We start from the raw sequence: 26,661 nt of genomic DNA, 5'->3' as shown, positions 1-26,661 counted from the left end.
ATTCCGTTTTTTGCAGTCTAAAAATAAATTGGATTATGAAAAAAATTATTGTTTTTGCCTCAGGATCAGGTACTAATGCTGAAAACATTATAAAATATTTTGCGAAGACCAAAATTGCAAACGTCGTTTCGATTTTTACAAATAACGCTTCAGCAAAAGTTATTGAAAGAGCAAAAAATCATCAAATTCCAGTCGAAATCTTCTCAAAAAACGAACTTTTAGAAAGAAATGTTTTACAAAAAATACAAGAAATAGATCCGGATCTGATAGTTCTTGCAGGTTTCCTATTGAAATTTCCAGAGCATATAATAGAACAATATCCGGATAAAATAATAAACATACATCCTGCGCTTTTACCTCATTATGGAGGTAAAGGAATGTATGGCATGCACATACACAGAGCTGTAGTTGATAATAAAGAGAAACAAACAGGAATCTCTATTCATTTTGTAAATGAAAATTATGATGAAGGTGGTATCATCTTTCAGAAAAGCGTAGCTCTAACCGAAGAGGATACGCCGGAAACAGTGGCCGAAAAGATTCATGAACTGGAACAAAAGTATTTTCCGGAAATTATTTCCAGAATATTAGAAGCTTAGACTTCTTAGATCCTTAGATTTCTTTTTTTAAATGCTTAATGTTTTTTCAGGTTTTGCTAAAATCAAGTAAACCTAAAGATCCAATAGTTCAATAATCTAAGAAGTCTAAAAATCCAATAATCTAAGAAGTCTAACAATCTAAAACATCTAAGAAGTCTAAAGAGAATGAATCACGAAGTACATATATATACAGATGGCGCTGCAAAAGGAAATCCCGGAAACGGGGGGTATGGTGTAGTGATGGAATTGGTAGGAACTCCCCATAAGAAAGAATTCTATGAAGGTTTTCGTCTTACTACCAATAATAGAATGGAGCTTTTGGCTGTAATTGTGGGGCTCGAAAAGTTGAAAAAGCCAAACATGAAAGTTTTGGTAGTTTCCGATTCAAAATATGTCATCGATTCTGTTGTAAAGAAATGGGTTTTTGGCTGGGAGAAAAAAAACTATACCGGTAAGAAAAATCCTGATTTATGGAAGCGTTTCCTGATTATCTACCGCAAACATCAGGTCGATTTTAAATGGATTAAAGGTCATAACAATCACCCTCAGAACGAACGTTGCGATGAATTGGCAGTTATGGCATCCATGCAAAAGAATCTTTCTGTCGATGTTTATTACGAAACCATTGGCTCAAAGTCATAAAAAAACGCGTCGGAAACAATGGTTTCGACGCGTTTTGTTGTTGTTAAAAGTATTACTTACTGTTTTTACTCTTTGTCTAAATCTTTTGCTTTGCTGAATCCGGCAAGTAAACCAACTCCTGCCATAATAAAAATAATAGACGGATATACTGCTGAATCTGACAGCGAAGTATAAGTTGTAATAAGTAAGGCAACGAAAATACCAACACCGCTTCCTATTAATAGAAAGGCCAGGTTTAAAACAAGAACCTTCCAGGTCGGAACACCTTTTCCGCTCCCTTTTAAAAAGATGCTAGCGTCAACGCCTTTTTCGATAAGTGCTAAACGCTCTCTGTTTCTGGTTGAGTAAATAAGATAAATGATCCCGAAGATCATTAGAAACAGGCTTATTGGTACTAAAATTTCTGGTCCCATATTTTTTATTGTTTAATTGATTGATACTCCATAGGACGATACCTTTTAATTTTAGGTTACAAGTTTTGGTAAAAAAAATCAATTTTTAAATTCCAAATCCCAAAACATGCTGATTATGAGTTAATTTTGAATATCTAAACTTTAATAAAGTGCTAGTGTACTCAAAGATCAGATTTTGAAACTTGAAACTTGAGATTTAAAATTTATTTTTTTGAGATTTATTTTAAAATTCTTGTAACCTGGAATAACAAACTATCGTCCTATATAATATGAGTACAATACCAGATCAACATTATATCGATAAAATTCTGCAGGGCGAGACCAATGCGTTTGCCGTACTGGTAGATCGTTATAAGAATATGATCTTTACTCTGGCACTTCAAATGGTTAAAAACAGGGAAGAGGCTGAAGAAGTTTCGCAAGACACTTTTGTTAAAATTTATAGTTCGCTGGGTAAATTTAAGGGTGATTCGAAATTTTCAACCTGGGCTTATAAAGTAACGTACAATACCTGTTTAGATCGTTTGAAGAAAAATAAAAAAGAAGATCTTAATATTTCGATAGATGAGTTTTCGGCACATTTGATTAAGACTATGGACAATGCTTTGAGTGCTTTGGAGGATAAAGAACGAAAGCAGACGATTCAGAACTGTTTAAACCTGTTGCCGAGAGAAGAAAACATTCTGTTAACTTTATTTTATTTTGAAGATCAGAATTTAGAAGAAATTGGAAAAGTTATGGGAATTACAGCCAACAATGTCAAGGTGAAATTATTTAGAAGCCGACAAAAACTAGCCGTAATTTTGAAAAAACAATTAGAACCAGAAATAGTACAGTGTTATGAAAGAGAGCGATAAAAACTTAGAAAATCTTATTGATAAAATGATGAGCGAAATCCCTTTGGATGCGCCATCAATTGATTTTACCTCAAAAGTAATGGCTCAGGTTTTGGTGGCTGAACAGAGCAAGGTTAAAATTTACAAACCTTTAATTTCTAAGTTTACCTGGTTTGTGATTGGCTTTGGTTTGGCGGCTTTGGCTGTTTATGCTTCGTTTTTTAACGGAAGCAATGCTACTGTAGAAACAGGAAGTTCTTATGCAGATAAAATTTCGACACTGTTTTCAGGTATTCATTTTTCTGAAAATGTTTTATATGCTATTTTAGTTGTTCCATTTATGATGCTCATTCAGCTTGGGGTTTTGAAGAATTATTTTGATAAAAAGTATGAGTTGTAGAATTTATTTAAAAGAATCTTCTCTTTTTCTTAAATAATCAATTGCCAGATAACAATCGGAGCTTATATCATATTTGTTCTTGTATAAAAAGTATGCGATAGTTAAATATTCACCGTCTTTTATAGTTGCTCGATTAAGAGCTAATCTTTTAGCTGTTGTTTCTTTTGAATATTTTTTTAGAAATTTATCAAATCCTAAAACAGAATATTCTTTTTGAATTTTGGAATTTAGTCTAAAGCTTGTAAAATGAGTAATTTTCTTCAATCTTTTCTTTTTTAGAGTAAATGATTTATTCAAAATAGCATCTAAAAAATTTTCAAATGATACAAATTCTTTAGAGTAGTATTGATTATGAATATACCATAATTCACTCTTAGAACTCTGATGGATTTCATTATTATCAGTTAAAACATAAAAGTCTAAAAAATTATAGGCATTTAAAGATATAATTCCGCCCTTACTATCATTTTCATAAGCCAGCTTCTTAATCATCTCTTTAGAAAAATTTGGTTCTTTTCTTTCGCAGGAACTAAAAAAGCAAAAAAGCATTAATAAAGACAAAATTTTCTTCATAAATAAGGTTTGATATTTACACAAATCTAATCAAAAACATTCAAACCTTTTTTCGAAAACAAGTATTGCGATTTAAATCCTAAAAACCTATTTTAATCTTTTAAAAGATTTTAATATAAATATCTCATTTACAATAGTTTTACCCCCGAAAACGGCCTTGATTTTTTATGAAAATTTTGAGAACCTAAACCGTTGCAATATTGTAACTTATGAAGTATCTTTGCACCCTAATTCGAAATTCATAAAATGAATAAATTATTGATTGTTGGAACGGTTGCTTTCGACGCGATTGAAACTCCTTTCGGGAAAACAGATAAAATATTAGGTGGTGCTGCGACTTACATTGGTTTATCAGCATCTTTTTTCAACCTGCAATCGGCTATTGTTTCTGTAGTTGGAGACGATTTCCCTCAAGAGCATTTGGATTTATTGACTTCAAAAAATATTGATATCTCAGGTATCGAAATTGTAAAAGGCGGAAAAACCTTTTTCTGGAGCGGTTTGTACCACAACGATCTAAATTCAAGAGACACTTTAGTAACAGAACTGAATGTTTTGGCTGATTTTCAACCAAAAGTTCCGCAAAACTATAAAGATGCTGATGTGGTAATGTTAGGAAACTTACACCCATTAGTACAAAGTAGTGTTTTGGATCAATTAGAGAAAAAACCAAAATTAGTAGTTTTAGATACAATGAACTTCTGGATGGATTGTGCTTTACCTGAACTATTGGACGTTATCAAACGTGTAGACGTAATCACGATCAACGACGAAGAAGCAAGACAGCTTTCTGGAGAATATTCATTAGTAAAAGCAGCAGCTAAAATCCAGGAATTGGGACCAAAATATGTGGTGATCAAAAAAGGAGAACACGGTGCGCTTTTATTCCACAATAGAGAAGTATTCTTTGCTCCGGCATTGCCATTGGAAGATGTTTTTGATCCTACAGGGGCTGGAGATACTTTCGCCGGTGGTTTCTCAGGATTCATTGCGCAAAGCGAAAACATTTCGTTTGGCAATATGAAAAATGCGATTATCTACGGTTCAAATTTAGCTTCATTCTGTGTAGAGAAATTTGGAACAGAAAGGATGGAAACCCTAAGCAAAGCTGAAGTGGCGATTCGATTACAACAGTTTAAGTCGTTAACTCAGTTTGACATAGAAATATAATGCCCAAAAGCCTCGAATAATAACGGGGCTTTTTTATTACGTTAATACACACAACTTACAACAACACAAAATACACAACACAATGAGCGACGCTTTAAAACACGAATGTGGTATAGCTTTGGTTAGACTTCTTAAACCGCTTGAATATTACAAAGAAAAATACGGAACAGCTTTTTACGGAATACAGAAAATGTATCTGATGATGGAAAAGCAGCACAACCGTGGACAAGACGGAGCTGGTTTTGCAAGCATCAAATTAGATGTAGCACCTGGTGAGCGCTATATCAGCAGGGTTCGTTCCAATCATTCACAACCCATTCAGGATGTTTTTAAGCAAATTAATGAGCGTATTAATGAGGAGATGAGTTCTCATCCTGAATATGCAGATGATGTTGCTAAACAAAAAGCAAACATACCTTATATAGGAGAGTTGTTTCTGGGGCACGTTCGTTATGGAACTTTCGGAAAGAACAGTATTGAAAGCGTACATCCATTCCTGCGTCAGAGCAACTGGATGCATCGTAATCTAATTTTAGCGGGTAACTTTAACATGACGAATGTTAAGGAGCTTTTTGAAAATTTAGTAGAACTTGGTCAGCATCCAAAAGAAATGGCTGACACGGTTACAGTTATGGAGAAAATTGGGCATTTCTTAGACAAAGAGGTGATGCAGCTTTATCAGGATTGTAAACTTGAAGGTTATTCTAAGAGAGAAGCTTCTCCTGTGATTGCCGACCGATTGGATATTGCAAAAATTTTAGCCCGTTCGGCTAAAAACTTAGACGGAGGATATGCTATGGCCGGATTGTTAGGTCATGGTGACGCTTTTGTTTTTAGAGATCCTGCAGGAATTCGTCCAGCGTATTATTATCAGGATGATGAAGTGGTGGTTGTAGCTTCTGAAAGACCGGTTATTCAAACGGTATTTAATGTGCCTTTTGAAAGTGTGCAGGAAATCGAACCAGGGAATGCTTTGATCATCAAAAAAAACGGAACAGTTTCTATGAATCAAATTCTGGAACCAACCGTTAAAAAAGCATGTTCTTTTGAAAGGATTTATTTTTCAAGAGGAAGTGATGCTGAAATTTATCAGGAGCGTAAAAATTTAGGAAAATTAATTTTACCTGCTGTTCTGGAGTCGATCGACAGTGATACAGACAACACAGTTTTCTCTTATATTCCAAATACAGCCGAAACATCCTTTTATGGATTAGTTGAAGCGGCTCAGGACTTTTTAAATCAAAGAAAGAATAACTATATTTTAGCCAACAGAAATACGCTTACGGCTGAGACGTTACAGGAATTGTTGGCTGTAAAGATTCGTACAGAGAAAGTGGCGATAAAAGATGCAAAGCTAAGAACTTTTATTACAGAAGATAGTAGTCGTGATGATTTGGTTGCGCACGTTTATGATGTTACCTACGGAGTAATCAAGCCAACAGATAATCTGGTTATTATAGACGATAGTATCGTTCGTGGTACCACTTTAAAGATGAGTATTATAAAGATGATGGATCGTTTAAATCCTAAACGTATCGTAATTGTTTCATCGGCACCACAAATTCGTTACCCTGACTGTTACGGAATCGATATGGCGAAGCTGGAAGGGCTTGTAGCCTTTAGAGCGGCTTTGGCTTTATTGAAAGAAAGAAACTTATATCATATCGTTGATGAAGTTTATGCGAAGTGTAAAGCTCAGGAAAATTATATAGATAGCGATGTTGTGAACTATGTTACTGCAATTTACGATCAGTTTACCCCTGAGGAAATTTCAGCTAAAATAGCCGAAATGTTAAGCTCTCCTGAAATTAATGCTGAAGTAAAAATCATTTTCCAAAAAGTAGAAGATTTGCATATTGCTTGTCCGAAGAACCTTGGAGACTGGTATTTTACCGGAGATTATCCAACACCAGGTGGAAACCGTGTTGTGAATAGAGCTTTCATGAACTTCTACGAAGGGAAAGACGCGAGAGCGTATTAATAAAATACTAACAAAAGGTTAATTTGTGCATTTCATCGGTTTTTTTTACCGTTCATCTTATTTGTTTGGTGAAAATGAAAAGCTACAATACTTTTGAAATACCATAACATTAGTAGGTTAAGTTTATGGTAGATTTGGGGCAAAAAGGGTGGAAGTAATTCCACCTTTTTTATTGGAATAAAGTCAAGTATTTCTAAAGTAAGATTTTACGTCACTTCATCGGATATATTTGCCATTCGTCTAGAAAGTTTTTTTCATTAAAATAGCTGCCATACATTTACAGAACCATAACATTAGTAGGTTAAGTTTATGGTAGATTTGGGGCAAAAAAGGTGGAAGTGATTCCGCCTTTTTTATTTTCTTTTTTTAAGAGAATAGAGTATAGAACAAAGAGAATAGAGTAAAGACAAAATATAACGACAAAAAAGACGAGTGCCATTTGGTAGTCGTCTTTTTTGTCTATAATCTTTGTTCTATTTTCTTCTGTATAAGAAGAATTGCTGTTAACGACAAGAAAGTTGGATTCTAAATATTAATCTGACTCAGAATTTAGTCAAACAGTAAGACTGCTTAATTTTCACATATTTATTTTTTTTGTAATTTTTTTATTACTCTTTCTTGCGGTATATTAGGGCTCAATTAGAAGAGTAATGCGTCTTGTGTAAATAATTAAGGATAATAAGATTAACTAGAAAAAAAATGAATCAGGGACTTAATGAGCCTTTTGAGGCAGGTAATAGAAATTCAAGGGGTGTGGCTCTAAAAGGAAAAAGTGGAGTCAAACATTTACTTGTCCGAATTATAATTTTGGCTATTATTGCGGGAGGACCACTCGTGCTATTGTCGCTTCCTAATTTGAGTAATAGAAGTGAGTTTGAATTTTTGTTGCTTAGTATATTTGCTCCGATAGTATGGTTTGCCTATATGTTTGTAGAAACCATAGCTTTGCAAATGAAGAAAGAGGAAGAATTGCGTAATATTAATCTGGTATTATTTTTTATGGCGTTGCTGATCTACATGTTAATCATATCCAGTATTATGTAAATGAAGTGTTCAACCGAAAATTAAACGATAAAAAAAGACGGATAACCGTTAAGTCATCCGTCTTTTTTCTATATTCTTTACTCTATTTTCTTACTTGTCTAGAGCGTATCTTCTTGCAACTTCAGTCCAGTTAATTACATTAAAGAAAGCTTCAATATAATCAGGTCTTCTGTTTTGGTAGTTTAAGTAGTAAGCGTGCTCCCAAACGTCCATTCCTAAAATAGGAGTTCCACCACAGCCTACTTCCGGCATTAATGGGTTGTCTTGATTTGGAGTTCCGCAAACATCTAATTTTCCACCTTTTTGTACACATAACCAAGCCCATCCTGAACCGAATTGTGTAGCACCAGCTTTAGCAAATTTTGCTTTAAATTCTTCAAAAGTTCCAAAAGAAGCTTCAATAGCTGCTAATAAATCACCTGTTGGTAATCCACCACCATTTGGAGTCATTACAGTCCAGAATAAATTGTGGTTGTAAAAACCACCACCATTGTTACGAACTGCTGCGTTTGATTTATCTAGATTGATTAAGATGTTTTCGATTGTTTTTCCTTCCAAATCTGTTCCGGCGATAGCCGCATTTAGATTTGTAGTATAGGCATTATGATGTTTTGAATGGTGAATTTCCATTGTGCGGGCATCAATATGTGGTTCTAATGCATCATATGCATAAGGTAATTGAGGTAATTCAAAAGCCATGATATTATGATTTTATGATTTATAATTATTTATTCCAAATTTAGACATTTAACTTTGGAATAGAAAATACTATTTCGTTATTATTCCATTTAATTAATTGATGGTTTGGTTATTGGAATCTTAACCAACTGCAAATCTTTACTTTCCGTTGAAAGTGGTCATGGTGTTTTCAAGACCGGCCGTTCCAAAAGATTTAATAATTTCTGAGGCGACTTCCAAGCGTTCCGGTAATTTTGCTTTTTCTTCTTCGTCCCAGTCTCCTAAAACATAATCAACCTGCTGTCCTTTTTTGAACTGATCGCTGATGCCAAATCTAAAGCGGGTGTATTGCTGTGTGTTTAGAACTAAATTAATGTTCTTAAGTCCGTTGTGTCCTCCGTCGCTGCCTTTTGGTTTGATTCGGATCGTTCCGAAAGAAAGGTTCAGATCGTCAGTAATTACGAGAATGTTTTCTAGTGGAATGTTTTCCTTGTCCATCCAGTATTTTACGGCCTTACCGCTTAAGTTCATATAGGTGTTTGGTTTGAGTAGAAAAAAGGTTCTTCCTTTGAATTTATATTCGGCCAGGGCGCCCAATTTCACAGTCTCGAATGAAAGGCCTTCTTTTTTGGCTAAAAAATCAAGTACTTTAAAGCCTATGTTGTGTCGTGTATTTACATATTCGGCACCAATATTGCCCAATCCGACGATTAAGTATTTTTTCATATAATCAGTGTTCTCTTCTTTTTGTGTTGATGAAAACAGTTTTGTTATCCATTTTATCATGACGCAAAAATAAACTTAATTGAGGAATGTGCCAATGGGTTAATTGGATAATTTGTAAATGTGTCAATGAGATAATTAGATTGTTGTATTTATTGAGGGGGTTGTGAAAACATGATTTCCATTGTCAGGCTGAGCGAAGCCGAAGTCGTCCTGTAGAAAAAAAACTTAGAACCTTAGTACCTTAGCATCTCAGAACCTCAGTACCTCTAAAGCAAAAAAAAAGCACCAACCTTTCGATTGATGCTTTGTATTTTGAATTGAAAAAAATTATTTTTTCTTTCCTTTTGCAGGAGCTTTTGCAGCTTTTGCAGCTTCTTGAGCAGCTTTCATAGCAGCACGAGAAATTCTTACCTGAGCAACAACAGTGTTATCCGGGTGCATAACTTTGTACTCTGGAGATCCTACTTTAGTAACATATAATTTGTTACCCATTTCAAGTGGAGTGATGTCTGCTTCAACAAAATCAGGAAGATTTTTAGGTAAAGCTTTAACTTTTAATTTACGTTGGTTCAAACGTAAAACACCACCTGCAAGAACACCTTTAGATGTACCAACGATTTTTACAGGAACTTCCATAGTGATTTCTTTGTCATCAAATAATTGGAAGAAGTCAATGTGTAAAATTTTGTCAGATACTGGGTGAACCTGAATGTCTTGTAAGATAGCTGTAAATGATTTTCCTTTTCCAAGCTCAATCACAACTGTGTGTGCATTTGGAGTGTAAACCAAGTTTTTGAACGCTGCAGCGTCTGCTGAGAAGTGTACTGCCTGATTTCCTCCGTATAACACGCAAGGAACCGCTCCAGCATTACGTAAGGCTTTAGTTGACACTTTGCCCACGCTTTCTCTTTCTGATCCTTTAATTGTAATCGATTTCATTGTAAAAAAAATATAGTTATTAAATAAATATTCTAATTTGCTATAGGCTTTAGGCAATACGCTTCAAGCTTTTGCTGTACTAAGTAATAAAGCTTATAGCCTAAGGCTTAAAGCTTACTGCTTTTACATTATAAACTTTCCACTAATGGAATTGTTGTGGTGCACCATGTGCATAACTTCGGCAAAAAGAGGTGCACAACTCACGACTCTGATTTTCTTTGATTCTTTCTTTAATGGGATAGAATCGGTAACAATTAACTCACTTAATTTAGAGTTTTCAATTTTTTCGTAGGCATCACCTGATAAAATAGCGTGTGTACAAATGGCTCTAACGCTTAATGCTCCTTTTTCGATCATTAAATCTGCTGCTTTCGCTAATGTTCCACCTGTATCGATCATGTCGTCTACTAATATTACGTTACGCCCTTTTACTTCACCAATTAGTTCCATAGTGTCGATAACGTTGGCTGCTTTTCTTTGTTTGTAACAGATTACTACATCTGATTCCAGGAACTTAGAGTAAGCGTATGCTCTTTTTGAACCTCCCATATCTGGAGATGCAATAGTCAGATTGTCTAACTTTAAACTTTCTACGTATGGTAAAAAGATAGTAGATGCAAATAAATGATCTACCGGTTTTTCGAAAAACCCCTGAATTTGATCTGCATGCAAATCCATTGTCATTACTCTTGTTGCTCCAGCAGCATCTAATAAATTAGCTACTAATTTTGCTCCAATCGGAACTCTTGGTTTATCTTTTCTGTCTTGTCTTGCCCAACCAAAATAAGGCATAACAGCTGTAATGTGTCTTGCTGATGCACGTTTTGCTGCATCGATCATGAGTAACAATTCCATCAAATTATCAGCAGATGGGAAAGTTGAACACACGATAAAAACACGTAATCCTCTTATTGATTCTTCGTACGATGGTTGGAATTCTCCATCACTATACTTCGACATCGTTACTTTTCCTAACGGAATTCCGTACTGTTCTGCAATTTTTTCTGCAAGATAGACACTTTGTGAACAAGCAAAAATTTTAGCTTCTGGTTCTAGGTGCGACATTTAATTTGTTGTTTTGTAGTTAGTTGTGTGTGCTTCGTTTTAACGAGGTGCAAATTTAGAAAATTTATTGGACACTGAAAGGAAAAAATTAAGTATTTTTATTAGAATTTTTAATTTTATTTTTTACATTTGCACCGTGTTAAAGGAATAAGCACAGTTATGACATCATGATGAACTTATTCTATTGCGTTGAAATAATCAAATCTTGATTGTTTTTTCGTCTGCTAAGCCCGGATGGCGGAATTGGTAGACGCGCTGGTCTCAAACACCTGTGGGAAACCGTGCCGGTTCGACTCCGGCTCCGGGTACTTAAAGCCTCTTCTATTTAGAAGGGGCTTTTTTTGTGCTTTATAAATTTTGAATTTGATCTTTGATTTGAATATTGCCCGCGGTTTCAACCGCGGGTTTTTTTGTTGTGTTTGTGTGGGTTTGCGGCCTATTGATGTTGTGAAGGGGTGTGTTCTTTGGTGAAGAGGTGAATTAAAGTTCTTGGAATTTTGAGATAACGGCTTGTGTTGGAGTAGTGTGAAACTTGTTAACTTTGAGTATATAAATAATAATCTAGTATAGGTGTGGAAAAAATAGAACATGTTAATTATATTAAGTCGTCAATTTCGGAGGTCTATAAGGTGTTGACAACGCAGGAAGGTCTTGGTGCGGTTTGGACGGAGGAATTAGTTGTTAAGCCGGAAGTAGGTTTTGTAAATGAGTTTGGTTTCGGAGATGAGGATGTGACAAGAATGAAAGTGGTTGAATTGTCTCCTGATAAAAGAATAGTGTGGAAATGTGTGGAATCAGATCCGGAATGGATTGGAACGGGTATTTCGTTTGATTTGACAGAGAGAGGTGGTGTGACAGTGGTTGTTTTGAGGCATTTTGAGTGGCGTGAGTTGACGGAATTCTATCAATGGTGTAATTACAACTGGGCAATGTTTCTTTTGAGTCTTAAGGCGTATTGTGAAGATGGGGAGGGAACTCCGTATCAAAAGCGAAAGTTTTAGCTTTAGTTTCGATTAAAAGTCGACGAGTACGTGAGTTTGTTTGGTGTTTTGAGGGAATGATTGAATAGGGTTTGGGTGTAGGCTGTGTGCCAGGATGAAATATAAGGATAAAAAAAATACCACTTACGTTTGTAAGTGGTATTTGATAAGCTCCCCCTCTTGGGCTCGAACCAAGGACCCTCTGATTAACAGTCAGATGCTCTAACCAACTGAGCTAAGGAGGAATCACCTTAAAGGTAAATATGTTTGCTAAAAAGTTGCTCCCCCTCTTGGGCTCGAACCAAGGACCCTCTGATTAACAGTCAGATGCTCTAACCAACTGAGCTAAGGAGGAAGTTGCTGTTCTTTTTAGCGAGTGCAAATATAAGACGTTTTTTAGTTTCTCAAAAATATTTTAGCACTTTTTATTGATTTTTTTTTCTATTTCACAATTGCCTTATAAATGTCGTTCCCATTAGCAAATAAAAGCAGTGCTATAAGTAAAACGAAACCAACCATTTGGGCATTTTCAAGGAATTTATCGCTCGGTTTTCTACCACTAATTATTTCGTATAATAAAAACATGACATGACCACCATCAAGAGCAGGAATTGGCAATAAATTCATTACTCCAAGCATAATTGATAATAAAGCAGTGATCGACCAGAAGGTTTCCCAGCTCCAGCTGCTTGGAAAAATGTTGAAAATAGCTGCAAAACCCCCCACTTGTTTGTAAGCTTTCGTCTCAGGATTGAAAATCATTTTAAGTTGTTTTCCGTAACCTACCAACTGATCTTTACCTTTTGTAAGTCCAACCGGAATTGATTCTAAGAAAGTATAGCTTTTTTTGCTTACCTTATAGTATCCTAATTTTTCTAAGGATTCTATATTTAAACCTCCGACGCCAACACCAAGTTTTCCGGCTGAAGAAATTTTAACGGTAATTGGCACTTTCTTTAAATCACGTAAAACAACAGCGGGAATAGTTTTGCCTTTGTTGCTTTCTAAAATCGCTTTTACCTGATCATAGTATCTTGCGTCCTGACCGTTAAGGCTAACAATTAAATCTTTTGCTTTTAAAGCTGTATTTCCGGATTCTTCTGTAACACTTGCCACCGCAAAAGGGATTCTCATGTCTACAAGATGCGCTTTTTCCTGTTTTGACAATTGATCGACAAAGTCAGTTGGCATTTTTATGGTTTGCCGTTGTCCGTTTCTTTCGATTAAGATTTCTTTGGCCATGATAATTTTCATGTTGATATCATTATCGAAATTTTCGATCTTTTGTCCGTCAACAGCAAGGAATTTGTCTCCGGTTTTGAAACCTGCTTTTAGCATTACAGGGTTTTCAACCAAAACACCATCTTTCAAGTCCGCATTGGCTACATAAATATCACCGTAAGCAAATGCCATTCCAATGTAAATAATAAAGGCTAGGATAAAGTTTACCGTAACACCACCCAACATAATAATTAAACGCTGCCATGCCGGTTTCGAACGAAATTCCCAAGGTTGTGGAGGAAGGGCCATTTGGTCCTTGTCCATACTTTCATCAATCATTCCGGAGATTTTTACATAACCACCTAATGGCAACCATCCGATTCCGTATTCAGTTTCGCCAATCTTCTTTTTTAAGAGAGAATATTTAATGTCAAAAAATAAGTAGAATTTTTCGACTCTTGTTTTAAACAATTTTGCAGGGATAAAATGCCCTAATTCGTGAAGAATAATAAGTAAAGATAAACTCAATAGAAATTGAGAGAGTTTGATAACTATATCCATTTTGTATTTTTAGTTCGTATTTAACGCACAAAAGTAACGTTTCTATTTTAATTTGATAGTGCAATATAATACATAAGGTTTTAAATGTTTGTTAATACTTCACTCTTATTTTTTTTAAGACAGAACTAAAGCCTTTTTCGTAAAAAGTGGGAAAAACAGCAGGTATTTTTTTCTTGCTTCATGCTAAAATGATACACGGATGTAAAATAAGTCTTATTACGATAGTCTTATGGCTTATTTAGACAGCTTTTTGCAGAAATCTTTTATAATTTTCCTACTTTTTAAAAATGTAGTTTTCTTTTGAAGAAATAATAGTGGGTTTTTAAGGGTTTATGTTTCACTTATTTTTTAATGCAGGCGATGGATTTTATAAAGAAAATAGAGCGAATTAAAAGAATTCATGAGTTAATCTGTGAGGAAAAAACAGGTTCTCCGGCTGTTTTTGCAAAAAGAATGTTTCTAAGCAGAAGTCAGCTTTATAATGAACTGGGAATAATTAAAGGACTTGATGCACCTTTAAAGTATTGCAAAAAGAGAGAGAGTTTTTATTATGAAACTTCGTTTGAATTAGTATTACATTATTCTCTAAGCATAATTAAAGATGAAGAAGCGAAAGAAATTTTTGGAGGCTCGGAGTTCCGTCCAATTTTATTAGACGGAACTCTGATAAGTTTGTCATAGCAAAAAAGAATTAGACGAAAATGATTTTGTTAGAAAGTATGAATGAACGGTTTTAAAATTATGGAATCAGAAGGTTTTGATTATGGGAAGCTAGCTTCGCAAGAGGTAAGTAACGAAGTTTTTTTAACTTTTACAATATTAATTATTATAGTGGTAGTAGTTGCAATAGTAGTTGTTTTAAATTATAAGAATAATAAAAAAAATTAAAGAGTTTGAAGGGAAAAAATACTTATTGAAATACTGTAAAATTGCGGGGAGACAAATCATAGCGATTACTGTGGAATTTGGTATTACGTTTATAAAGTTCTTATGTTCGTATAGAGTATTTTCTATAAGGGATATTATGGTGACGCCTATAAATCCGCGAATCACAACAGTCTGTTTGATTAAAAAGGAATACTATAAGGTGTGAAGCAAAGAAAATTTGCTTTAAATGTTTGTTAATTAATAAACATTTAGATTTCTATTATTGAATAGATGCTTTAACTTTACTTTTTGATACACTAACTTACCCAATTGGTAGTGTAAAATCATTAAAAAAAGTTACACCTATGGCTTCATTATTGTTTTCACCGCTTACAATAAAAAATATTACTTTAAAAAACAGAATCGTTATTTCACCCATGTGTCAATATTCGGCAGTAGACGGATTTGCAAACGATTGGCATTTGGTTCATTTGGGCAGTCGGGCCAGTGGAGGGGTGGGTTTAATCATTCAGGAAGCCACTGCAGTTTCTCCTGAGGCGAGAATTTCTCCTTCAGATTTAGGTTTGTGGAAAGAAGAACATATTGAGAAACTTCAAATCATCAATAAATTTATTGTGTCGCAAAATGCTATTCCCGGAATTCAATTGGCGCATGCAGGACGAAAGGCCAGTGTTTCGGTACCGTGGGAAGGCAATAAAAAACTGGATATCGCTAAGGGCGGATGGCATACTGTTTCGGCAAGTGCTATACCATATCATGATGACGAACCTTTTCTTCCTGAAGCTTTAGATAAGGATGGAATTCAAAAAGTAGTTTCAGATTTTAAAGCGGCGACCAAAAGAGCCGTTGTAGCAGGTTATCAGGTTATGGAAATTCATGGAGCACATGGATATTTGCTGCATCAGTTTTTATCACCTTTAACAAATGTCAGAACTGACGAGTATGGAGGAACTTTTGAAAATAGAATCCGTTTTACCTTAGAAATTGTAGCCGCGGTGCAATCAGAATGGCCGTCCGATTTACCTTTATTGGTTCGGATTTCTGCCACCGATTGGGCTGAAGGAGGATGGAATCCGGAAGAATCAGTGAAACTTTCAATAATTTTAAAAGAAAAAGGAGTTGATTTAATCGATACTTCGTCAGGGGGATTAGTTTCGCACCAACAAATCCCTTTAAAACCAAACTATCAGGTTCCTTTTGCAGCGAAGATCAAAAAAGAAGCTTCTATTTTAACAGGTGCTGTTGGTTTAATAACAGAAGCGAGACAAGCCGAAGAAATTTTAAGCAGTGGTCAGGCCGACGTAATTTTGTTTGCGAGAGAATCACTTAGAAATCCGAATTTGCCTTTGGATTTTGCCAAAGAATTAAACGAAGAAATTCAATGGCCCAAACAATACGAAAGAGCTAAACTTTAATATTTTTATTCGCCGCAAATTCACAAATTTAATTTCTTCTAATTGGTGATTCGTGGTAAACAAATTAAAACAAACCCAATGCAAAAGATTAGAACAGCATTACTATCATACGGAATGTCGGGGAAGGTATTTCACGCTCCATTTTTAAATATACATGAAGGATTTGAATTATTAGGTTCCTGGGAAAGAAGTAAAAAACTCATTCAGGAAGATTATCCGGCTGTAAAAAGTTATTCATCAATTGAAGATTTGTTGGCAGATGATGTCGATTTAGTCATTGTAAACACACCGGTTGGAACGCATTATGAGTATGCCAAAAAAGTACTTTTGAGTGGAAAACATGCAGTAGTCGAAAAAGCTTTTACCACGACAGTAGCTGAAGCTCAGGAATTAGCTACGATTGCAAAGGAAAAAGGATTGAAATTAGCCGTTTTTCAAAACAGAAGATGGGATAGTGATTTCAAAACCGTCCAAAAAGTAATTAGCGATGGTGTTTTAGGAGATTTGGTTGAAGCCGAATTTCATTTTGATAGATACAATCCTTCATTGAGCCCTAAAGCACATAAAGAAACGATAAATGACGGGGCTGGAATTTTGAAAGATCTGGGGCCACATTTAATTGATCAGGCCGTTTGTTTGTTTGGTTCTCCAAAATCGGTTTTCGGAGACATTCGTTTTACCAGAGCGAATACGTTGGTTGACGATTGGATTGATTTATTGCTGATTTATGAAAATTTCAGAGTTCGTTTAAAAGCCAGTTTCTTTGTGAGAGAAGCCAATCCCGCTTATGTGCTTCAGGGCAAAAAAGGATCTTTTTTAAAGCCTCGTGGTGATGTTCAGGAAGATGATTTAAAATTAGGTAAAAAACCAAATCTTGAATCCTGGGGAACAGAATCAGAAACTTTACAAGGGCTTTTGCATACCGAAATTGACGGAAAACAAATTAGGGAAAAAATCCCAACGCTTCAGGGGAATTATTTTTCCTTTTTTGATGGAGTTTATGATGCTATTGTAAAGGATAAAAAAGAACCAGTTACTGCGCAGGACGGAGTAAAAGTAATGCAGATTATCGAAGCAGCAATTGCAAGTCATACACAGCAAAAAGTAATTAATTTATAGAAAATTTGCCATAGACTTCAAGAATTAAAAGGATTGCAAGATTCTTTTAATTCTTGAAGTCTATGGCAAAAAAACAGCATAATTTGGTATAGCTGTATTAAGTATTGCAATGTGTCCTAGGGAAAACCTTTGTCCCTTTGCCTCTTTGAACCTTTGCCCCTGGAAAAAAAATTATAAACATACAACGTTGTAAATAGCAGGAACTGGTAGGTTTTGCCTTCTGCAAAGGAGCTTTTTAGTACTTTTATGGTGTTAAATCCTAAACGCATCATTTTGATCAATTTCAATCCACTAGCACTATTCCAAACCAAAGGAAAAATTAAGAAAGTTTATAGAGAAGCTAAAATCTCTTATTTAAACAGAATTCGTTTTGCTGTTGGGATGTTTTATTTTGGAATGGGTTTGAGTTTCGCGACCTGGGCAAGCAGGATTCCGGATATCAAAACGGCATTACATTTAACCGAAGGAGATCTGGGATCTATTCTTTTTGCTTTGCCGATGGGGCAATTGCTTATTATGCCATTTTCGGGTAAGATGGTTACAAAATTCGGGAGCCATCGAATTTTAATCTTTTCTTTAATCATGTATGTTTTATGTCTGGCCAATTTAGGTTTGGCTACAACAGCCTTACAATTGTCATTGGGGTTATTCCTTTTTGGATTGTTTGGAAACCTGGCTAATATTGCAGTTAACACGCAAGGAGTTTATACTGAGGTACTTTTTAGAAAAACAATAATGTCCTCTTTTCACGGAATGTGGAGCTTTGCCGGATTTACCGGAGCTTTAGTAGGCTTAGGAATGCTAGCTTTAAAATTAAGCCCTCTTCATCACTTTATGATAGTGGCAGGAATTGTATTATTGATGATCGCTTTTAACTTTAAATTTTTAATCAAGGCCAAAGAAAAGATCAAAGTCAAAGAGGAGAAGAAAAAATTGTTTGTAAAACCGGACAGTGCTTTAATCTGGCTTGGCGTAATTGGATTTTGTAGTATGGCAAGCGAAGGCGTTATGTTTGACTGGAGCGGAGTATATTTTAAAGATGTTGTAAAAGCACCGGGACCATTAGTAATTTTAGGATACACTTCTTTCATGATTATGATGGCAAGCGGACGATTTTTAGGAGATGGACTGATCAATAAATTCGGACGTGAACGTGTGATGCAAATTAGCGGGGTCATGATTTCAGCCGGACTTTTTACAGCCGTTTTTCTTCCTTATCTTATACCTTGTACTATTGCTTTTATGGCCGTTGGTCTAGGAGTTGCGACCATAGTTCCTACAGTTTATAGTATGGCAGGAAAAAATCCGACAGTTCCACCCGGAGAAGCCTTAACCATTGTTTCGAGTGTAAGTTTTTTGGGGTTTTTAATGGGACCACCGGTTATCGGACATATTGCTGAAACTTTCGGACTCCAGTTTTCCTTTGCTTTTATTGGAATTTTCGGAGTTTTGATAGCCTTTATGGTTTCTAAAATCAGAGTAACCTCTTAGTTTAAACAAACACAAATTTTTTAAGGGTAGAAATAATTACCGTAAGCATAGCATTTTTTTAATTAAATTATTTAACAGGAAAATATTTTCATATTGTTTTTTGTTTATATTTGAAGCTCGAACCTAAATAGTAAGTTTTAACTTGTTATTTTTGCAATCCCTTCCAAAAACCAATTTTATCTTTTGATGTAAGCGATTGAATGTTTTGTTACCAAAACCAATTCAATTCAAAAACTAAATTATTAAAAGTAAATTGGGGTTTTCATGACAAAAAAATGTGTCTTACTATTTGTTTTATTGCCTATTGGTCTTTTATTTGCACAAGAACAGACTGCTTTTTCAGGAACTGTGGTCGATGCAAAAACTCAAAATCCTCTGGTGAATGTTGTCGTAAACATACAGAATTCTTCGGCAACACAATTAACCAATGTAAAGGGAAAATTTGAATTGCATACTGTGATAAAGGGAGAGCAGTTATTATGGATACACAGTCAGGGCTATAAAGATCTTCTTTTAAAGATACAATCTAATCCAGGTCAAAAGGTAGATCTGGGCATGATATCGTTAGAAGATAATTTTTCTGATGAGACACCGGCAGCGTTAATCACATTATTAGACAGCGATCTTTCGGAGGATAATAGTTCATCTGAAATGACTTCAGGTCTTTTACAATCTTCAAGAGATGTTTTTATGCAGGCTTCCGCCTTCAATTGGGGACAGGCTCGATTTAGGATTCGGGGTTTAGACAGCGAAAACGGAACAATGATGCTTAATGGCATGGTTATGAATAAAATTTACGACGGAAGACCACAATGGAGTAATTGGGGAGGTCTGAACAATGTACTGCGAAATCAGGAGTTTTCAATTGGTGCAGCCGCTTCAAATTATACTTTCGGAGGGATTTTAGGGACACAACAAATAACTACACGTGCTTCAACCTACAGGAAAAGTAGTCAGCTTTCGTTTTCAGGGAGCAATACAACCTTCAACTGGCGGACCATCGCAACTTATGCTTCAGGAATGAATGCTTCCGGTTGGGCTTATGTTCTTTCGGCAGGGAAGCGTTGGTCAAATGAAGGTTATTTTGAAGGAACAAATTTTGCGGCAGAGTCTTTTTTCGTGAGTGTTGAAAAAAAACTGAATGACAAACAGTCGTTGAATTTTACGGGATTTTATACACCAAATTCGAGAGGGAAAAATTCAGCAAATACAGCCGAGGTTACTCAACTAACGAATGAAAAATACAATTCTTATTGGGGATTTCAAAGTGGAGAAAAACGAAATGCGAGGGTCAAAAGAGTCGAAGAACCCTTATTGATGCTAAATCATTATTACAAAATAAACGAAAAAACAAATTTGAATTCGAGTGTAATGTATCAATTTGGCCAGGTAGGAAACAGTACAATAGATTATCAAAATGCAGCCAGTCCGGACCCTGTATATTATCAGAAGCTACCGAGTTATTACACCTCAATTTATGGAAAAGACAAAGGGGAGTTTTCAGGAGATTTCACCCCCGATTATATAAATGCCGAACGAGCAAAAACAAAGTTTCTTGAAAACCGACAGATCGATTGGAATCAGCTGTATCGTGCGAACCAGAAACCAATATTGAATTCGGATGGAATAATTAATGGATATGAGTCTGCTCAAAGTCATTATGTTTTATATGAAGACCGAACAGACGATAAAACCTTTGCCGTAAACTCAAATTTAAACATACAAATAACAGAGAACAGTGCTTTTGATGGAGGAATTACTTTTAGGAGTTTAAAATCACATCATTTTCAATATCTTTTAGACTTGCTGGGAGGACAATATTTCGAAGATATTGATGCATTTTATAAAGGAAACCAAGCGCAGTCAGATTTGCAAAACCCCAATCGTCAGGTAAAAGAAGGAGATACTTATGGTTACAATTACAATTTTTTAGCAACAACAATTGATGTTTTCACTCAGTTTAAATTTAATTACAAAAAGACAGATTTTTATTTAGGTCAGTCCTATTCAGTTTCCAATTATCAGAGAGAAGGATTGTATCAAAACGGAATTTATCCAGCCTCTTCTCTTGGAAAAAGTAAAGATGTGAAGTTTGAAAATTTTGGTTTTAAAGGTGGTTTAACATATAAAATTTCAGGAAAACAATGGTTGTTTTTCAACGGAATGTATCTTACCAGAGCGCCATCTCTAAGAAATACGTTTTCAAATTCCCGATTGAATAACTCAGTTGTCGATGGAATCGAAAATGAAAACATCAGCAGTGTCGAAGGAAACCATGTTTTTCGTTCCCCTAACTTTAAGATTCGTTCAACAGTCTATTATTCGCTGATCAAAAACGTGACCCGAACCTCTTTTTTCTATGCGGAAGGAATTTTAGATAAAGGTGCAAGTTATAACAATACCGATGCTTTTGTGAGTCAGACTTTAACACACTTGGATAAGAAAAATATCGGACTGGAATTTAGTATGGAATATCAAATCTCATCAACATTAAAAACCGTCTTAGCTACAGCATATGGAAACTATATTTATAGCAGTAATCCCAATGTAACAATAACGAATGATGCTAATGTAGGGAAAGACAACGCTCGATCTACTTTTGATTTTGGAGAATCATACCTTAAAAACTACAAACAACCGGGTATGCCACAACAAGCTTTTTCGGTTGGATTAGAATACAGAGATCCTAAATATTGGTGGCTGGGAGCAAATATTAATTATTTGTCTGAGAGCTACATTGATGTTTCGCCAATCGCAAGAACAAATCGGTTTTATAAAAATTCGGTAAATGGTCTTGCATTTCCGGAAGCAACTGAAGAACGGACGGCAGCTTTACTGAAACAGGAAAAATTCGATCCAATTTCATTATTAAACATTACAGGTGGGAAATCCTGGCGCATATTCCATAGATATATTGGGCTTTTTTGGAGTATCAATAATGTTCTGGATGTTAGCTACAAAACGGGTGGTTTTCAACAGGCTCGGAATGCTAATTTTAGGGCCCTTAATCAGGATGTGTCCAGTGGAACGCCATCATTTGGTTCTAAATATTATTATGGATATGGAAGAACTTATTTCGTAAACCTTACAATGAGTTTATAAAAAATTTAAAATTAATTTGAAATGAAAGATAGTTTTTCAATTTTCGGTTATGCCTTATTATTGGTTCTTATTTATAGTTGTAATAATGAAATCGAAATTCCAAAATTGGAATGTACACAGCCCAATTTAGTCGTAAATCAGAAGGTTCAAAGGGTTAAGGCTGTTTCGGGGCCTGTTCCGAAACAATATGGGTATGATGATGTCATGGAGGCCTATGTGGTATCAAGTGATGAAGGAGGAAATTTTTTCAAGACCCTTTTTCTGCAAACTATACCAACAGAAAAAGTACCGGCAATAGGATTTAATGTTCCGGTTGATGTTTCTAATACTTATATTGACTTTCGTGTAGGAAGTAAAGTATATATTAAATTGAAAAATCAGTTTACAGATTTGTACTTCGGTGGTTTGCGTATTGGGAGTTTATATGTGAGCAATTCGGGAGATCCAACGATTGGCAGAGTTTCTCAAACTGATTATAAAAATGTTCTGAATGCTTCATGTACCGTAATTGATGAAAGTCGATTGGTAAAAGTAATTTCAGTTGAAGAGGCATTAAGCGATGAGAGACTTAATACCCTGATAGAGCTAAAAGAAGTTCAGTTTACCGAGGAAGCGATTGGGCGTCGATATTTTGAAGAATCGAACAATATAGGTGGTTCGACAAATTGGAACCTTAGGGATAAAAGCGGCAATCAGATTATTTTCAGAACAAGTAGTTACGCTGGTTTTGCCGCTAATTTTGTACCGGAAGGGAGTGGCAAAGTGAGGGGTATTTTGACAAAATTTGGATCAGATTATCAACTAATGGTCCGATCAGAAAAAGATCTGGAGATGAAAGGGAAAAGAAATGTTCCGTTTTTTGCAGAAGATTTTCAATCGGTAAAAAACAATGTAAATTTTACTCTGCCAGGTTGGAGCAATATTGTGGAAAAAGCTTCAAAATTATGGAAAAGCATGTTGTATGCCGGAAATGGTTATGCAGAATTTAATACTACAAGCACAACAGCTGCTGTAAACATCGCTTGGTTGGTCACTCCAAAAATCAATCTGAGTGGGTATAAAAATTCAACTCTATCATTTAGAAGTGCACAGCATGATTTAAAGATTGATTCACCATTAAATATTCTGGAAGTCTACGTTTCAACTAATTTTGACGGCTCGAATGTAACTAAAGCGAAGTGGACAAAATTAGCAGCAAAATTTCCTTCTTTGTCAACACCTGCACGAACGTTTATAAGTTCCGGAGCAGTTGATTTATCTGCATTTTCAGGAAACATTCATATTGCATTTAAATATACGGGTTCCGGTAAAGATAAAACATTAAATGGAGCTTTTATGGTTGACGACGTTAGGATTTTCGCCGAAAAGTAAAGGTGTTTTGTCTCTTGATGCAGTTAAGATGTTGATTTTTAGGAGCTAATTGGATAGTGTATTGTTTTTCAGATTTAAACTGTTAAAATTTAATGGAATTTTGTATTTTGGTCAACCCAAATCAATACAAATACCACTATGAAAATCTACTTTATTGCCATCATAATGATGGTTTTTCCATGCTTAATGCAAAGTCAGAATCAGGATACGGCACCTGTAAGACTCAAACAAATCAATATTGTAAAAACAAATTACCAAAACACTAAAGATGGTGAAATTGTAAATAAAACAATTGTTTTTAAAGACGGAAAAATACAAACCATTACTACTTCAGATGTTATTCAGCATTTCTTTTACAACACCAAAGGATTATTGGATATGACAGTAAAAGATAAGGTTGGCAGCGATTGGAAAGAAGTTGTGAATTACACCTATGGCGCAGACAATAACATTACAAAGTTTGTAAAAAAATACCAGGAAGGGAATGATTACATTACCAAAGTCGTAACTTTCGGCTACGAAGGCGCGAGAGTAAAAGTAACTACAAAAAAGAGTACTAATCATCAGAATTTAGTTGATGATATTGAATATATTGTTGAAAACGGGATCATCGTGAGACGCACTTCACGTGACAGAAATAAAGCTATAATTGGTAAAATCGAATATGTTTATTTCAATGATAATGTTATAACGCATAAAGGTCTGGTAGGAGATAAAATTTCAAAAAACTATATTTTTGATGATAAAAATTCTGTTGATCTTCTGATTGTTAAAAATTTGTTTGGAAACAATTATAAAGTAATTGTACCAATGATCTCCTATCATGAAGAAGAATTTAGTTTTGAATCAATCTCTCCTAATAATGAAATTGTTTTTAGCCCTTCTTCTACTGTTTTGGTTGGAGTGAGCAGAAAATATAAATACAACAAACTGAATTTCCCGATTTCTTGTTCTCAGGTGGAGGAAAACGGAATTGTAAAAACAGAGAAGACTTTTATATACGAGTAACGTAAATTTTAAAACTGAAATTCCAAATCCCAAATTCCAATTGTTTATTGAAGTTTGGGATTTGGAGTTTTTTAAAGATAGGGTAATTTCCCAAATAGAACTTAAAAAAGAAATTCTATAAGCGTTAGTACCTTACAAATCATTAAATTTGCACCTTATTCAAAGCTATGTTAGAAAAAGAAGTTATAAATTTTGAGAGAACTGCCATTGTAGGTATTATAACTCAAAATCAAAGTGAAGAAAAACTTAACGAATATCTGGACGAATTAGAGTTTTTGACTTTTACCGCAGGAGGTGAAGTGATTAAGCGCTTTTCGCAAAAAGTGGAACGTCCAAATCCTAAAACTTTTGTAGGGACAGGAAAAATAGATGAAATCAATCTTTTTGTAAAAGAAAACGACATATCGACTTTAATTTTTGATGATGAATTATCACCATCACAACAAAAGAATATTTCCAGAATTATAGATTGTAAAATCTTAGATCGTACGAATTTAATTCTTGATATTTTTGCCCAAAGAGCTGAGACCTCTTATGCAAGGACGCAAGTTGAATTGGCGCAATGTCAATATTTATTACCAAGACTTTCGGGGTTGTGGACACACCTTGAGCGTCAGAAAGGTGGTATTGGTATGCGTGGTCCGGGAGAAACCGAGATCGAAACTGACAGGCGTATTGTTCGTGACCGAATTTCGTTGTTAAAAGACAAAATCAAAACAATCGATAAACAAATGAGTATCCAGCGCAGTAATCGCGGTGCGATGGTGCGTGTGGCACTGGTAGGATATACCAATGTTGGAAAATCGACGCTCATGAATGCAATTGGTAAAAGTGATGTTTTTGTTGAAAATAAATTATTCGCAACTTTAGATACTACCGTTCGAAAAGTAGTTATTAAAAATCTACCATTCTTATTGTCGGATACGGTAGGTTTTATTAGAAAATTACCAACACAATTGGTTGACTCTTTCAAAAGTACTTTGGATGAGGTTCGTGAAGCCGATTTATTATTACATGTTGTAGATATTTCACATCCTGATTTTGAGGATCATATCGAATCGGTAAATCAGACTTTGCTAGAGATCAAGAGTAATGATAAACCAACGATCATGGTTTTTAATAAAATTGATGCCTACAAACATTTAACGATCGATGAAGATGATTTGATTACCGAAAGAACCAGAAGACATTACACACTTGAAGAATGGAAGCAAACCTGGATGAGTAATGTTGGAGAAAATAATGCCTTGTTTATCTCGGCAACACAAAAAGAGAATTTTGAGGAATTCAGAGAAATAGTTTACGAAGCAGTTCGTCAGATTCATATCACGAGATTCCCATATAATAAGTTTTTGTATCCGGATTATAAAGATGCAATCGAAAAAGAAGAAGAATAAAAAAAACGGCTTTTGAGTAATTCAAAAGCCGTTTTTGTTTTTTTATTAGAAACCGAAATTAACCCCTAAGCCGAAAACTTCTCTGGTTTGAAAACCTTTAAAAGCATTGTCGTCATAAATGGCCTGAAAGGATAAATTGGCAGATAAAAATTTGTTTACTTTCATGATGATGTTCAAGGAGTAATTGATGTCTACATTTTGAGGATCTTCTAAATAATTAGAGTACAGGTTCAAAGTATTTTCTGCAGTTACATTAGTCATGATGGCCAGTTTATAATAAACTGAAGCATAGAAACCTAATTCGTAACGCATACTTTTATTCGCATCTACACCAAAATAGGCGCCATCGACATAGGGTAAACCGGTTGTCTGATCAATTCCTGAAGTGTAAGCGTTGTCTACAAAAGTGAATTTTGAAGTTAAAGGGGCAAAGTTTACTTTAAGATTTTCATCTTTTGACCAATAAATACCAGGGCCGGTAGTCAGATAACCAGGAGACATGAATTTGGTGTTTTCGGTTCTAATTTCCTTTCCGTTTGCATCTTTCCCATAAACGTAACCAGTAGTAAACTGGGTTCTAAAATTCAGGAAATAAGAATAATACCATTCTCCAAAAGCTCTTTTACCTACAATTGAATTGAATTCAAGACGGTCATCTGTCTTTTTTCCAAAATCTGTATTCTTAGTTTGTAAAATACCGTAAGAAGCCAGGATTTTATTGTCCCAGGTAAGATCTTCTTTTTTGTAATTGAAATCATAGTTGATACCTAATGTTCCGGAAAAGCTGTCTTCACCTCCTGCAATCCAATTGTTAAAGCTTGATTGATTTAGTAAAAGAGAGACAGTTCCTTTAGCTTTCCATCCTTCATCTTCTATTGTGTCATTTATTTTTTTAACCGCTTTTTCAGTATTTTGAATAAGTTCTTTTTCAGAATTTTGGGCTTGAACAAAAGTTAAGTTCGCTAAAATAAGGAGTAATAACGCTAGCTTTTTCATGATATCTGGTTTAAATGTGTAAGAACAAATATACTAAATAATCGTT

General features: G+C 35.0%; 25 protein-coding genes and 3 tRNA genes. 18 read left to right on the top strand and 10 right to left on the bottom strand.

Annotated elements, in window-relative coordinates:
• Positions 1–35: 35 nt before the first annotated feature.
• Together purN and rnhA are read left to right on the top strand one after the other, a co-directional pair.
• Complete coding sequence (gene purN / locus FLA105534_RS07530) at positions 36–599, top strand: phosphoribosylglycinamide formyltransferase (RefSeq protein ID WP_173965407.1); 564 nt, start codon at positions 36–38, stop codon at positions 597–599.
• Between the two features lie 165 nt (positions 600–764).
• Positions 765–1,241, top strand: a complete 477-nt coding sequence (gene rnhA, locus FLA105534_RS07525; RefSeq protein WP_055097607.1) for a ribonuclease HI — start codon at positions 765–767, stop codon at positions 1,239–1,241.
• Between the two features lie 65 nt (positions 1,242–1,306).
• Here rnhA and FLA105534_RS07520 read toward each other — a convergent pair whose 3' ends face one another.
• Positions 1,307–1,654, bottom strand: a complete 348-nt coding sequence (locus FLA105534_RS07520) for a DUF6249 domain-containing protein (RefSeq protein WP_173965406.1) — start codon at positions 1,652–1,654, stop codon at positions 1,307–1,309.
• Between the two features lie 269 nt (positions 1,655–1,923).
• Between FLA105534_RS07520 and FLA105534_RS07515 the strand changes: the two genes are divergently transcribed.
• Positions 1,924–2,511 carry an RNA polymerase sigma factor gene (locus tag FLA105534_RS07515; RefSeq protein WP_173965405.1) on the top strand — a complete coding sequence of 196 codons (588 nt, stop codon included), beginning with the start codon at positions 1,924–1,926 and terminating at the stop codon, positions 2,509–2,511.
• Positions 2,495–2,890 carry a hypothetical protein gene (locus FLA105534_RS07510; protein WP_173965404.1) on the top strand — a complete coding sequence of 132 codons (396 nt, stop codon included), beginning with the start codon at positions 2,495–2,497 and terminating at the stop codon, positions 2,888–2,890. Before FLA105534_RS07515 ends, FLA105534_RS07510 begins: the two co-directional genes overlap by 17 nt.
• A gap of 3 nt (positions 2,891–2,893) precedes the next feature.
• On the opposite strand, the gene FLA105534_RS07505 is transcribed toward FLA105534_RS07510, so the two are convergent.
• The gene (locus FLA105534_RS07505) at positions 2,894–3,463 is read right to left on the bottom strand and encodes a hypothetical protein (RefSeq protein WP_173965403.1); all 570 of its coding nucleotides are present in this window, start codon (positions 3,461–3,463) and stop codon (positions 2,894–2,896) included.
• A gap of 246 nt (positions 3,464–3,709) precedes the next feature.
• Here FLA105534_RS07505 and FLA105534_RS07500 point away from each other — a divergent pair, with 246 nt between their 5' ends.
• The 3 genes from FLA105534_RS07500 to FLA105534_RS07490 all read left to right on the top strand — a co-directional run bounded on the left by FLA105534_RS07500 (position 3,710) and on the right by FLA105534_RS07490 (position 7,658).
• Positions 3,710–4,633 carry a PfkB family carbohydrate kinase gene (locus FLA105534_RS07500; RefSeq protein ID WP_173965402.1) on the top strand — a complete coding sequence of 308 codons (924 nt, stop codon included), beginning with the start codon at positions 3,710–3,712 and terminating at the stop codon, positions 4,631–4,633.
• Between the two features lie 82 nt (positions 4,634–4,715).
• On the top strand, positions 4,716–6,614 hold the full coding sequence (locus tag FLA105534_RS07495; protein ID WP_173965401.1) for an amidophosphoribosyltransferase: 1,899 nt from the start codon (positions 4,716–4,718) through the stop codon (positions 6,612–6,614).
• Between the two features lie 699 nt (positions 6,615–7,313).
• Positions 7,314–7,658, top strand: coding sequence for a hypothetical protein (locus tag FLA105534_RS07490; RefSeq protein ID WP_173965400.1), 345 nt, complete (start codon positions 7,314–7,316; stop codon positions 7,656–7,658).
• Positions 7,659–7,748: 90 nt separating this feature from the next.
• Here FLA105534_RS07490 and FLA105534_RS07485 read toward each other — a convergent pair whose 3' ends face one another.
• From FLA105534_RS07485 to FLA105534_RS07470, 4 genes are all read right to left on the bottom strand, one after another.
• Positions 7,749–8,357 (bottom strand): superoxide dismutase, encoded by a 609-nt coding sequence (locus FLA105534_RS07485; protein ID WP_217427692.1) that lies wholly within the window; start codon positions 8,355–8,357, stop codon positions 7,749–7,751.
• 138 nt (positions 8,358–8,495) lie between these two features.
• Entirely contained in the window at positions 8,496–9,122 is a 627-nt protein-coding gene (gene pth, locus FLA105534_RS07480; RefSeq protein WP_173965399.1) for an aminoacyl-tRNA hydrolase, read from the bottom strand.
• 267 nt (positions 9,123–9,389) lie between these two features.
• Positions 9,390–10,001: a 50S ribosomal protein L25/general stress protein Ctc gene (locus FLA105534_RS07475; RefSeq protein WP_166921521.1), complete on the bottom strand. Its 612-nt coding sequence runs from the start codon at positions 9,999–10,001 to the stop codon at positions 9,390–9,392.
• Between the two features lie 123 nt (positions 10,002–10,124).
• Positions 10,125–11,066 (bottom strand): ribose-phosphate pyrophosphokinase, encoded by a 942-nt coding sequence (locus tag FLA105534_RS07470; RefSeq protein ID WP_173965398.1) that lies wholly within the window; start codon positions 11,064–11,066, stop codon positions 10,125–10,127.
• A gap of 228 nt (positions 11,067–11,294) precedes the next feature.
• On the opposite strand from FLA105534_RS07470, the gene FLA105534_RS07465 reads away from it, so the two are divergent.
• A tRNA-Leu gene (locus FLA105534_RS07465) sits at positions 11,295–11,374 on the top strand.
• A 264-nt stretch (positions 11,375–11,638) separates the two neighbouring features.
• Entirely contained in the window at positions 11,639–12,067 is a 429-nt protein-coding gene (locus FLA105534_RS07460) for an SRPBCC family protein (RefSeq protein WP_173965397.1), read from the top strand.
• 150 nt (positions 12,068–12,217) lie between these two features.
• Here the strand turns inward: FLA105534_RS07460 and FLA105534_RS07455 are convergent.
• From FLA105534_RS07455 to rseP, 3 genes are all read right to left on the bottom strand, one after another.
• Positions 12,218–12,291 (bottom strand) — tRNA-Asn (locus FLA105534_RS07455).
• Positions 12,292–12,327: 36 nt separating this feature from the next.
• Positions 12,328–12,401, bottom strand: a tRNA-Asn gene (locus FLA105534_RS07450).
• Positions 12,402–12,487: 86 nt separating this feature from the next.
• Complete coding sequence (gene rseP, locus FLA105534_RS07445; protein WP_173965396.1) at positions 12,488–13,828, bottom strand: RIP metalloprotease RseP; 1,341 nt, start codon at positions 13,826–13,828, stop codon at positions 12,488–12,490.
• A gap of 360 nt (positions 13,829–14,188) precedes the next feature.
• On the opposite strand from rseP, the gene FLA105534_RS07440 reads away from it, so the two are divergent.
• The 9 genes from FLA105534_RS07440 to hflX all read left to right on the top strand — a co-directional run bounded on the left by FLA105534_RS07440 (position 14,189) and on the right by hflX (position 25,619).
• Positions 14,189–14,509 (top strand): hypothetical protein, encoded by a 321-nt coding sequence (locus FLA105534_RS07440; RefSeq protein ID WP_173965395.1) that lies wholly within the window; start codon positions 14,189–14,191, stop codon positions 14,507–14,509.
• Between the two features lie 60 nt (positions 14,510–14,569).
• Positions 14,570–14,716: a hypothetical protein gene (locus tag FLA105534_RS07435; RefSeq protein ID WP_173965394.1), complete on the top strand. Its 147-nt coding sequence runs from the start codon at positions 14,570–14,572 to the stop codon at positions 14,714–14,716.
• Positions 14,717–15,060: 344 nt separating this feature from the next.
• The gene (locus tag FLA105534_RS07430; protein WP_173965393.1) at positions 15,061–16,131 is read left to right on the top strand and encodes an NADH:flavin oxidoreductase/NADH oxidase; all 1,071 of its coding nucleotides are present in this window, start codon (positions 15,061–15,063) and stop codon (positions 16,129–16,131) included.
• 78 nt (positions 16,132–16,209) lie between these two features.
• The gene (locus tag FLA105534_RS07425) at positions 16,210–17,250 is read left to right on the top strand and encodes a Gfo/Idh/MocA family oxidoreductase (RefSeq protein WP_173965392.1); all 1,041 of its coding nucleotides are present in this window, start codon (positions 16,210–16,212) and stop codon (positions 17,248–17,250) included.
• 273 nt (positions 17,251–17,523) lie between these two features.
• The gene (locus FLA105534_RS07420) at positions 17,524–18,741 is read left to right on the top strand and encodes an MFS transporter (protein WP_246253189.1); all 1,218 of its coding nucleotides are present in this window, start codon (positions 17,524–17,526) and stop codon (positions 18,739–18,741) included.
• 264 nt (positions 18,742–19,005) lie between these two features.
• Positions 19,006–21,843 carry a carboxypeptidase-like regulatory domain-containing protein gene (locus FLA105534_RS07415; RefSeq protein ID WP_173965390.1) on the top strand — a complete coding sequence of 946 codons (2,838 nt, stop codon included), beginning with the start codon at positions 19,006–19,008 and terminating at the stop codon, positions 21,841–21,843.
• A 21-nt stretch (positions 21,844–21,864) separates the two neighbouring features.
• Positions 21,865–23,214 carry a DUF5689 domain-containing protein gene (locus FLA105534_RS07410; RefSeq protein ID WP_173965389.1) on the top strand — a complete coding sequence of 450 codons (1,350 nt, stop codon included), beginning with the start codon at positions 21,865–21,867 and terminating at the stop codon, positions 23,212–23,214.
• A gap of 138 nt (positions 23,215–23,352) precedes the next feature.
• A complete protein-coding gene (locus tag FLA105534_RS07405) occupies positions 23,353–24,222 on the top strand; it encodes a hypothetical protein (RefSeq protein WP_173965388.1) in 870 nt (289 codons plus the stop codon).
• Between the two features lie 167 nt (positions 24,223–24,389).
• Positions 24,390–25,619, top strand: coding sequence for a GTPase HflX (gene hflX, locus FLA105534_RS07400; protein ID WP_173965387.1), 1,230 nt, complete (start codon positions 24,390–24,392; stop codon positions 25,617–25,619).
• Between the two features lie 45 nt (positions 25,620–25,664).
• On the opposite strand, the gene FLA105534_RS07395 is transcribed toward hflX, so the two are convergent.
• Complete coding sequence (locus FLA105534_RS07395; protein ID WP_173965386.1) at positions 25,665–26,615, bottom strand: DUF3078 domain-containing protein; 951 nt, start codon at positions 26,613–26,615, stop codon at positions 25,665–25,667.
• Positions 26,616–26,661: the final 46 nt, after the last annotated feature.

It is taken from the genome of Flavobacterium collinsii (genome assembly GCF_902804485.1).
In the GTDB taxonomy this organism is placed as follows: domain Bacteria; phylum Bacteroidota; class Bacteroidia; order Flavobacteriales; family Flavobacteriaceae; genus Flavobacterium; species Flavobacterium collinsii.
Note: the sequence above shows the minus strand (reverse complement) of the source record. Positions and strands in the feature narration are given on the sequence as shown.

Excerpts from the sequence above, each read along its gene's own strand:
- purN (WP_173965407.1), top strand. The coding sequence starts at position 36 with ATGAAAAAAATTATTGTTTTTGCCTCAGGATCAGGTACTAATGCTGAA.
- rnhA (WP_055097607.1), top strand. The coding sequence starts at position 765 with ATGAATCACGAAGTACATATATATACAGATGGCGCTGCAAAAGGAAAT.
- FLA105534_RS07520 (WP_173965406.1), bottom strand. The coding sequence starts at position 1,654 with ATGGGACCAGAAATTTTAGTACCAATAAGCCTGTTTCTAATGATCTTC.
- FLA105534_RS07515 (WP_173965405.1), top strand. The coding sequence starts at position 1,924 with ATGAGTACAATACCAGATCAACATTATATCGATAAAATTCTGCAGGGC.
- FLA105534_RS07510 (WP_173965404.1), top strand. The coding sequence starts at position 2,495 with ATGAAAGAGAGCGATAAAAACTTAGAAAATCTTATTGATAAAATGATG.
- FLA105534_RS07505 (WP_173965403.1), bottom strand. The coding sequence starts at position 3,463 with ATGAAGAAAATTTTGTCTTTATTAATGCTTTTTTGCTTTTTTAGTTCC.
- FLA105534_RS07500 (WP_173965402.1), top strand. The coding sequence starts at position 3,710 with ATGAATAAATTATTGATTGTTGGAACGGTTGCTTTCGACGCGATTGAA.
- FLA105534_RS07495 (WP_173965401.1), top strand. The coding sequence starts at position 4,716 with ATGAGCGACGCTTTAAAACACGAATGTGGTATAGCTTTGGTTAGACTT.
- FLA105534_RS07490 (WP_173965400.1), top strand. The coding sequence starts at position 7,314 with ATGAATCAGGGACTTAATGAGCCTTTTGAGGCAGGTAATAGAAATTCA.
- FLA105534_RS07485 (WP_217427692.1), bottom strand. The coding sequence starts at position 8,357 with ATGGCTTTTGAATTACCTCAATTACCTTATGCATATGATGCATTAGAA.
- pth (WP_173965399.1), bottom strand. The coding sequence starts at position 9,122 with ATGATAAAATGGATAACAAAACTGTTTTCATCAACACAAAAAGAAGAG.
- FLA105534_RS07475 (WP_166921521.1), bottom strand. The coding sequence starts at position 10,001 with ATGAAATCGATTACAATTAAAGGATCAGAAAGAGAAAGCGTGGGCAAA.
- FLA105534_RS07470 (WP_173965398.1), bottom strand. The coding sequence starts at position 11,066 with ATGTCGCACCTAGAACCAGAAGCTAAAATTTTTGCTTGTTCACAAAGT.
- rseP (WP_173965396.1), bottom strand. The coding sequence starts at position 13,828 with ATGGATATAGTTATCAAACTCTCTCAATTTCTATTGAGTTTATCTTTA.
- FLA105534_RS07440 (WP_173965395.1), top strand. The coding sequence starts at position 14,189 with ATGGATTTTATAAAGAAAATAGAGCGAATTAAAAGAATTCATGAGTTA.
- FLA105534_RS07435 (WP_173965394.1), top strand. The coding sequence starts at position 14,570 with ATGGAATCAGAAGGTTTTGATTATGGGAAGCTAGCTTCGCAAGAGGTA.
- FLA105534_RS07430 (WP_173965393.1), top strand. The coding sequence starts at position 15,061 with ATGGCTTCATTATTGTTTTCACCGCTTACAATAAAAAATATTACTTTA.
- FLA105534_RS07425 (WP_173965392.1), top strand. The coding sequence starts at position 16,210 with ATGCAAAAGATTAGAACAGCATTACTATCATACGGAATGTCGGGGAAG.
- FLA105534_RS07415 (WP_173965390.1), top strand. The coding sequence starts at position 19,006 with ATGACAAAAAAATGTGTCTTACTATTTGTTTTATTGCCTATTGGTCTT.
- FLA105534_RS07410 (WP_173965389.1), top strand. The coding sequence starts at position 21,865 with ATGAAAGATAGTTTTTCAATTTTCGGTTATGCCTTATTATTGGTTCTT.
- FLA105534_RS07405 (WP_173965388.1), top strand. The coding sequence starts at position 23,353 with ATGAAAATCTACTTTATTGCCATCATAATGATGGTTTTTCCATGCTTA.
- hflX (WP_173965387.1), top strand. The coding sequence starts at position 24,390 with ATGTTAGAAAAAGAAGTTATAAATTTTGAGAGAACTGCCATTGTAGGT.
- FLA105534_RS07395 (WP_173965386.1), bottom strand. The coding sequence starts at position 26,615 with ATGAAAAAGCTAGCGTTATTACTCCTTATTTTAGCGAACTTAACTTTT.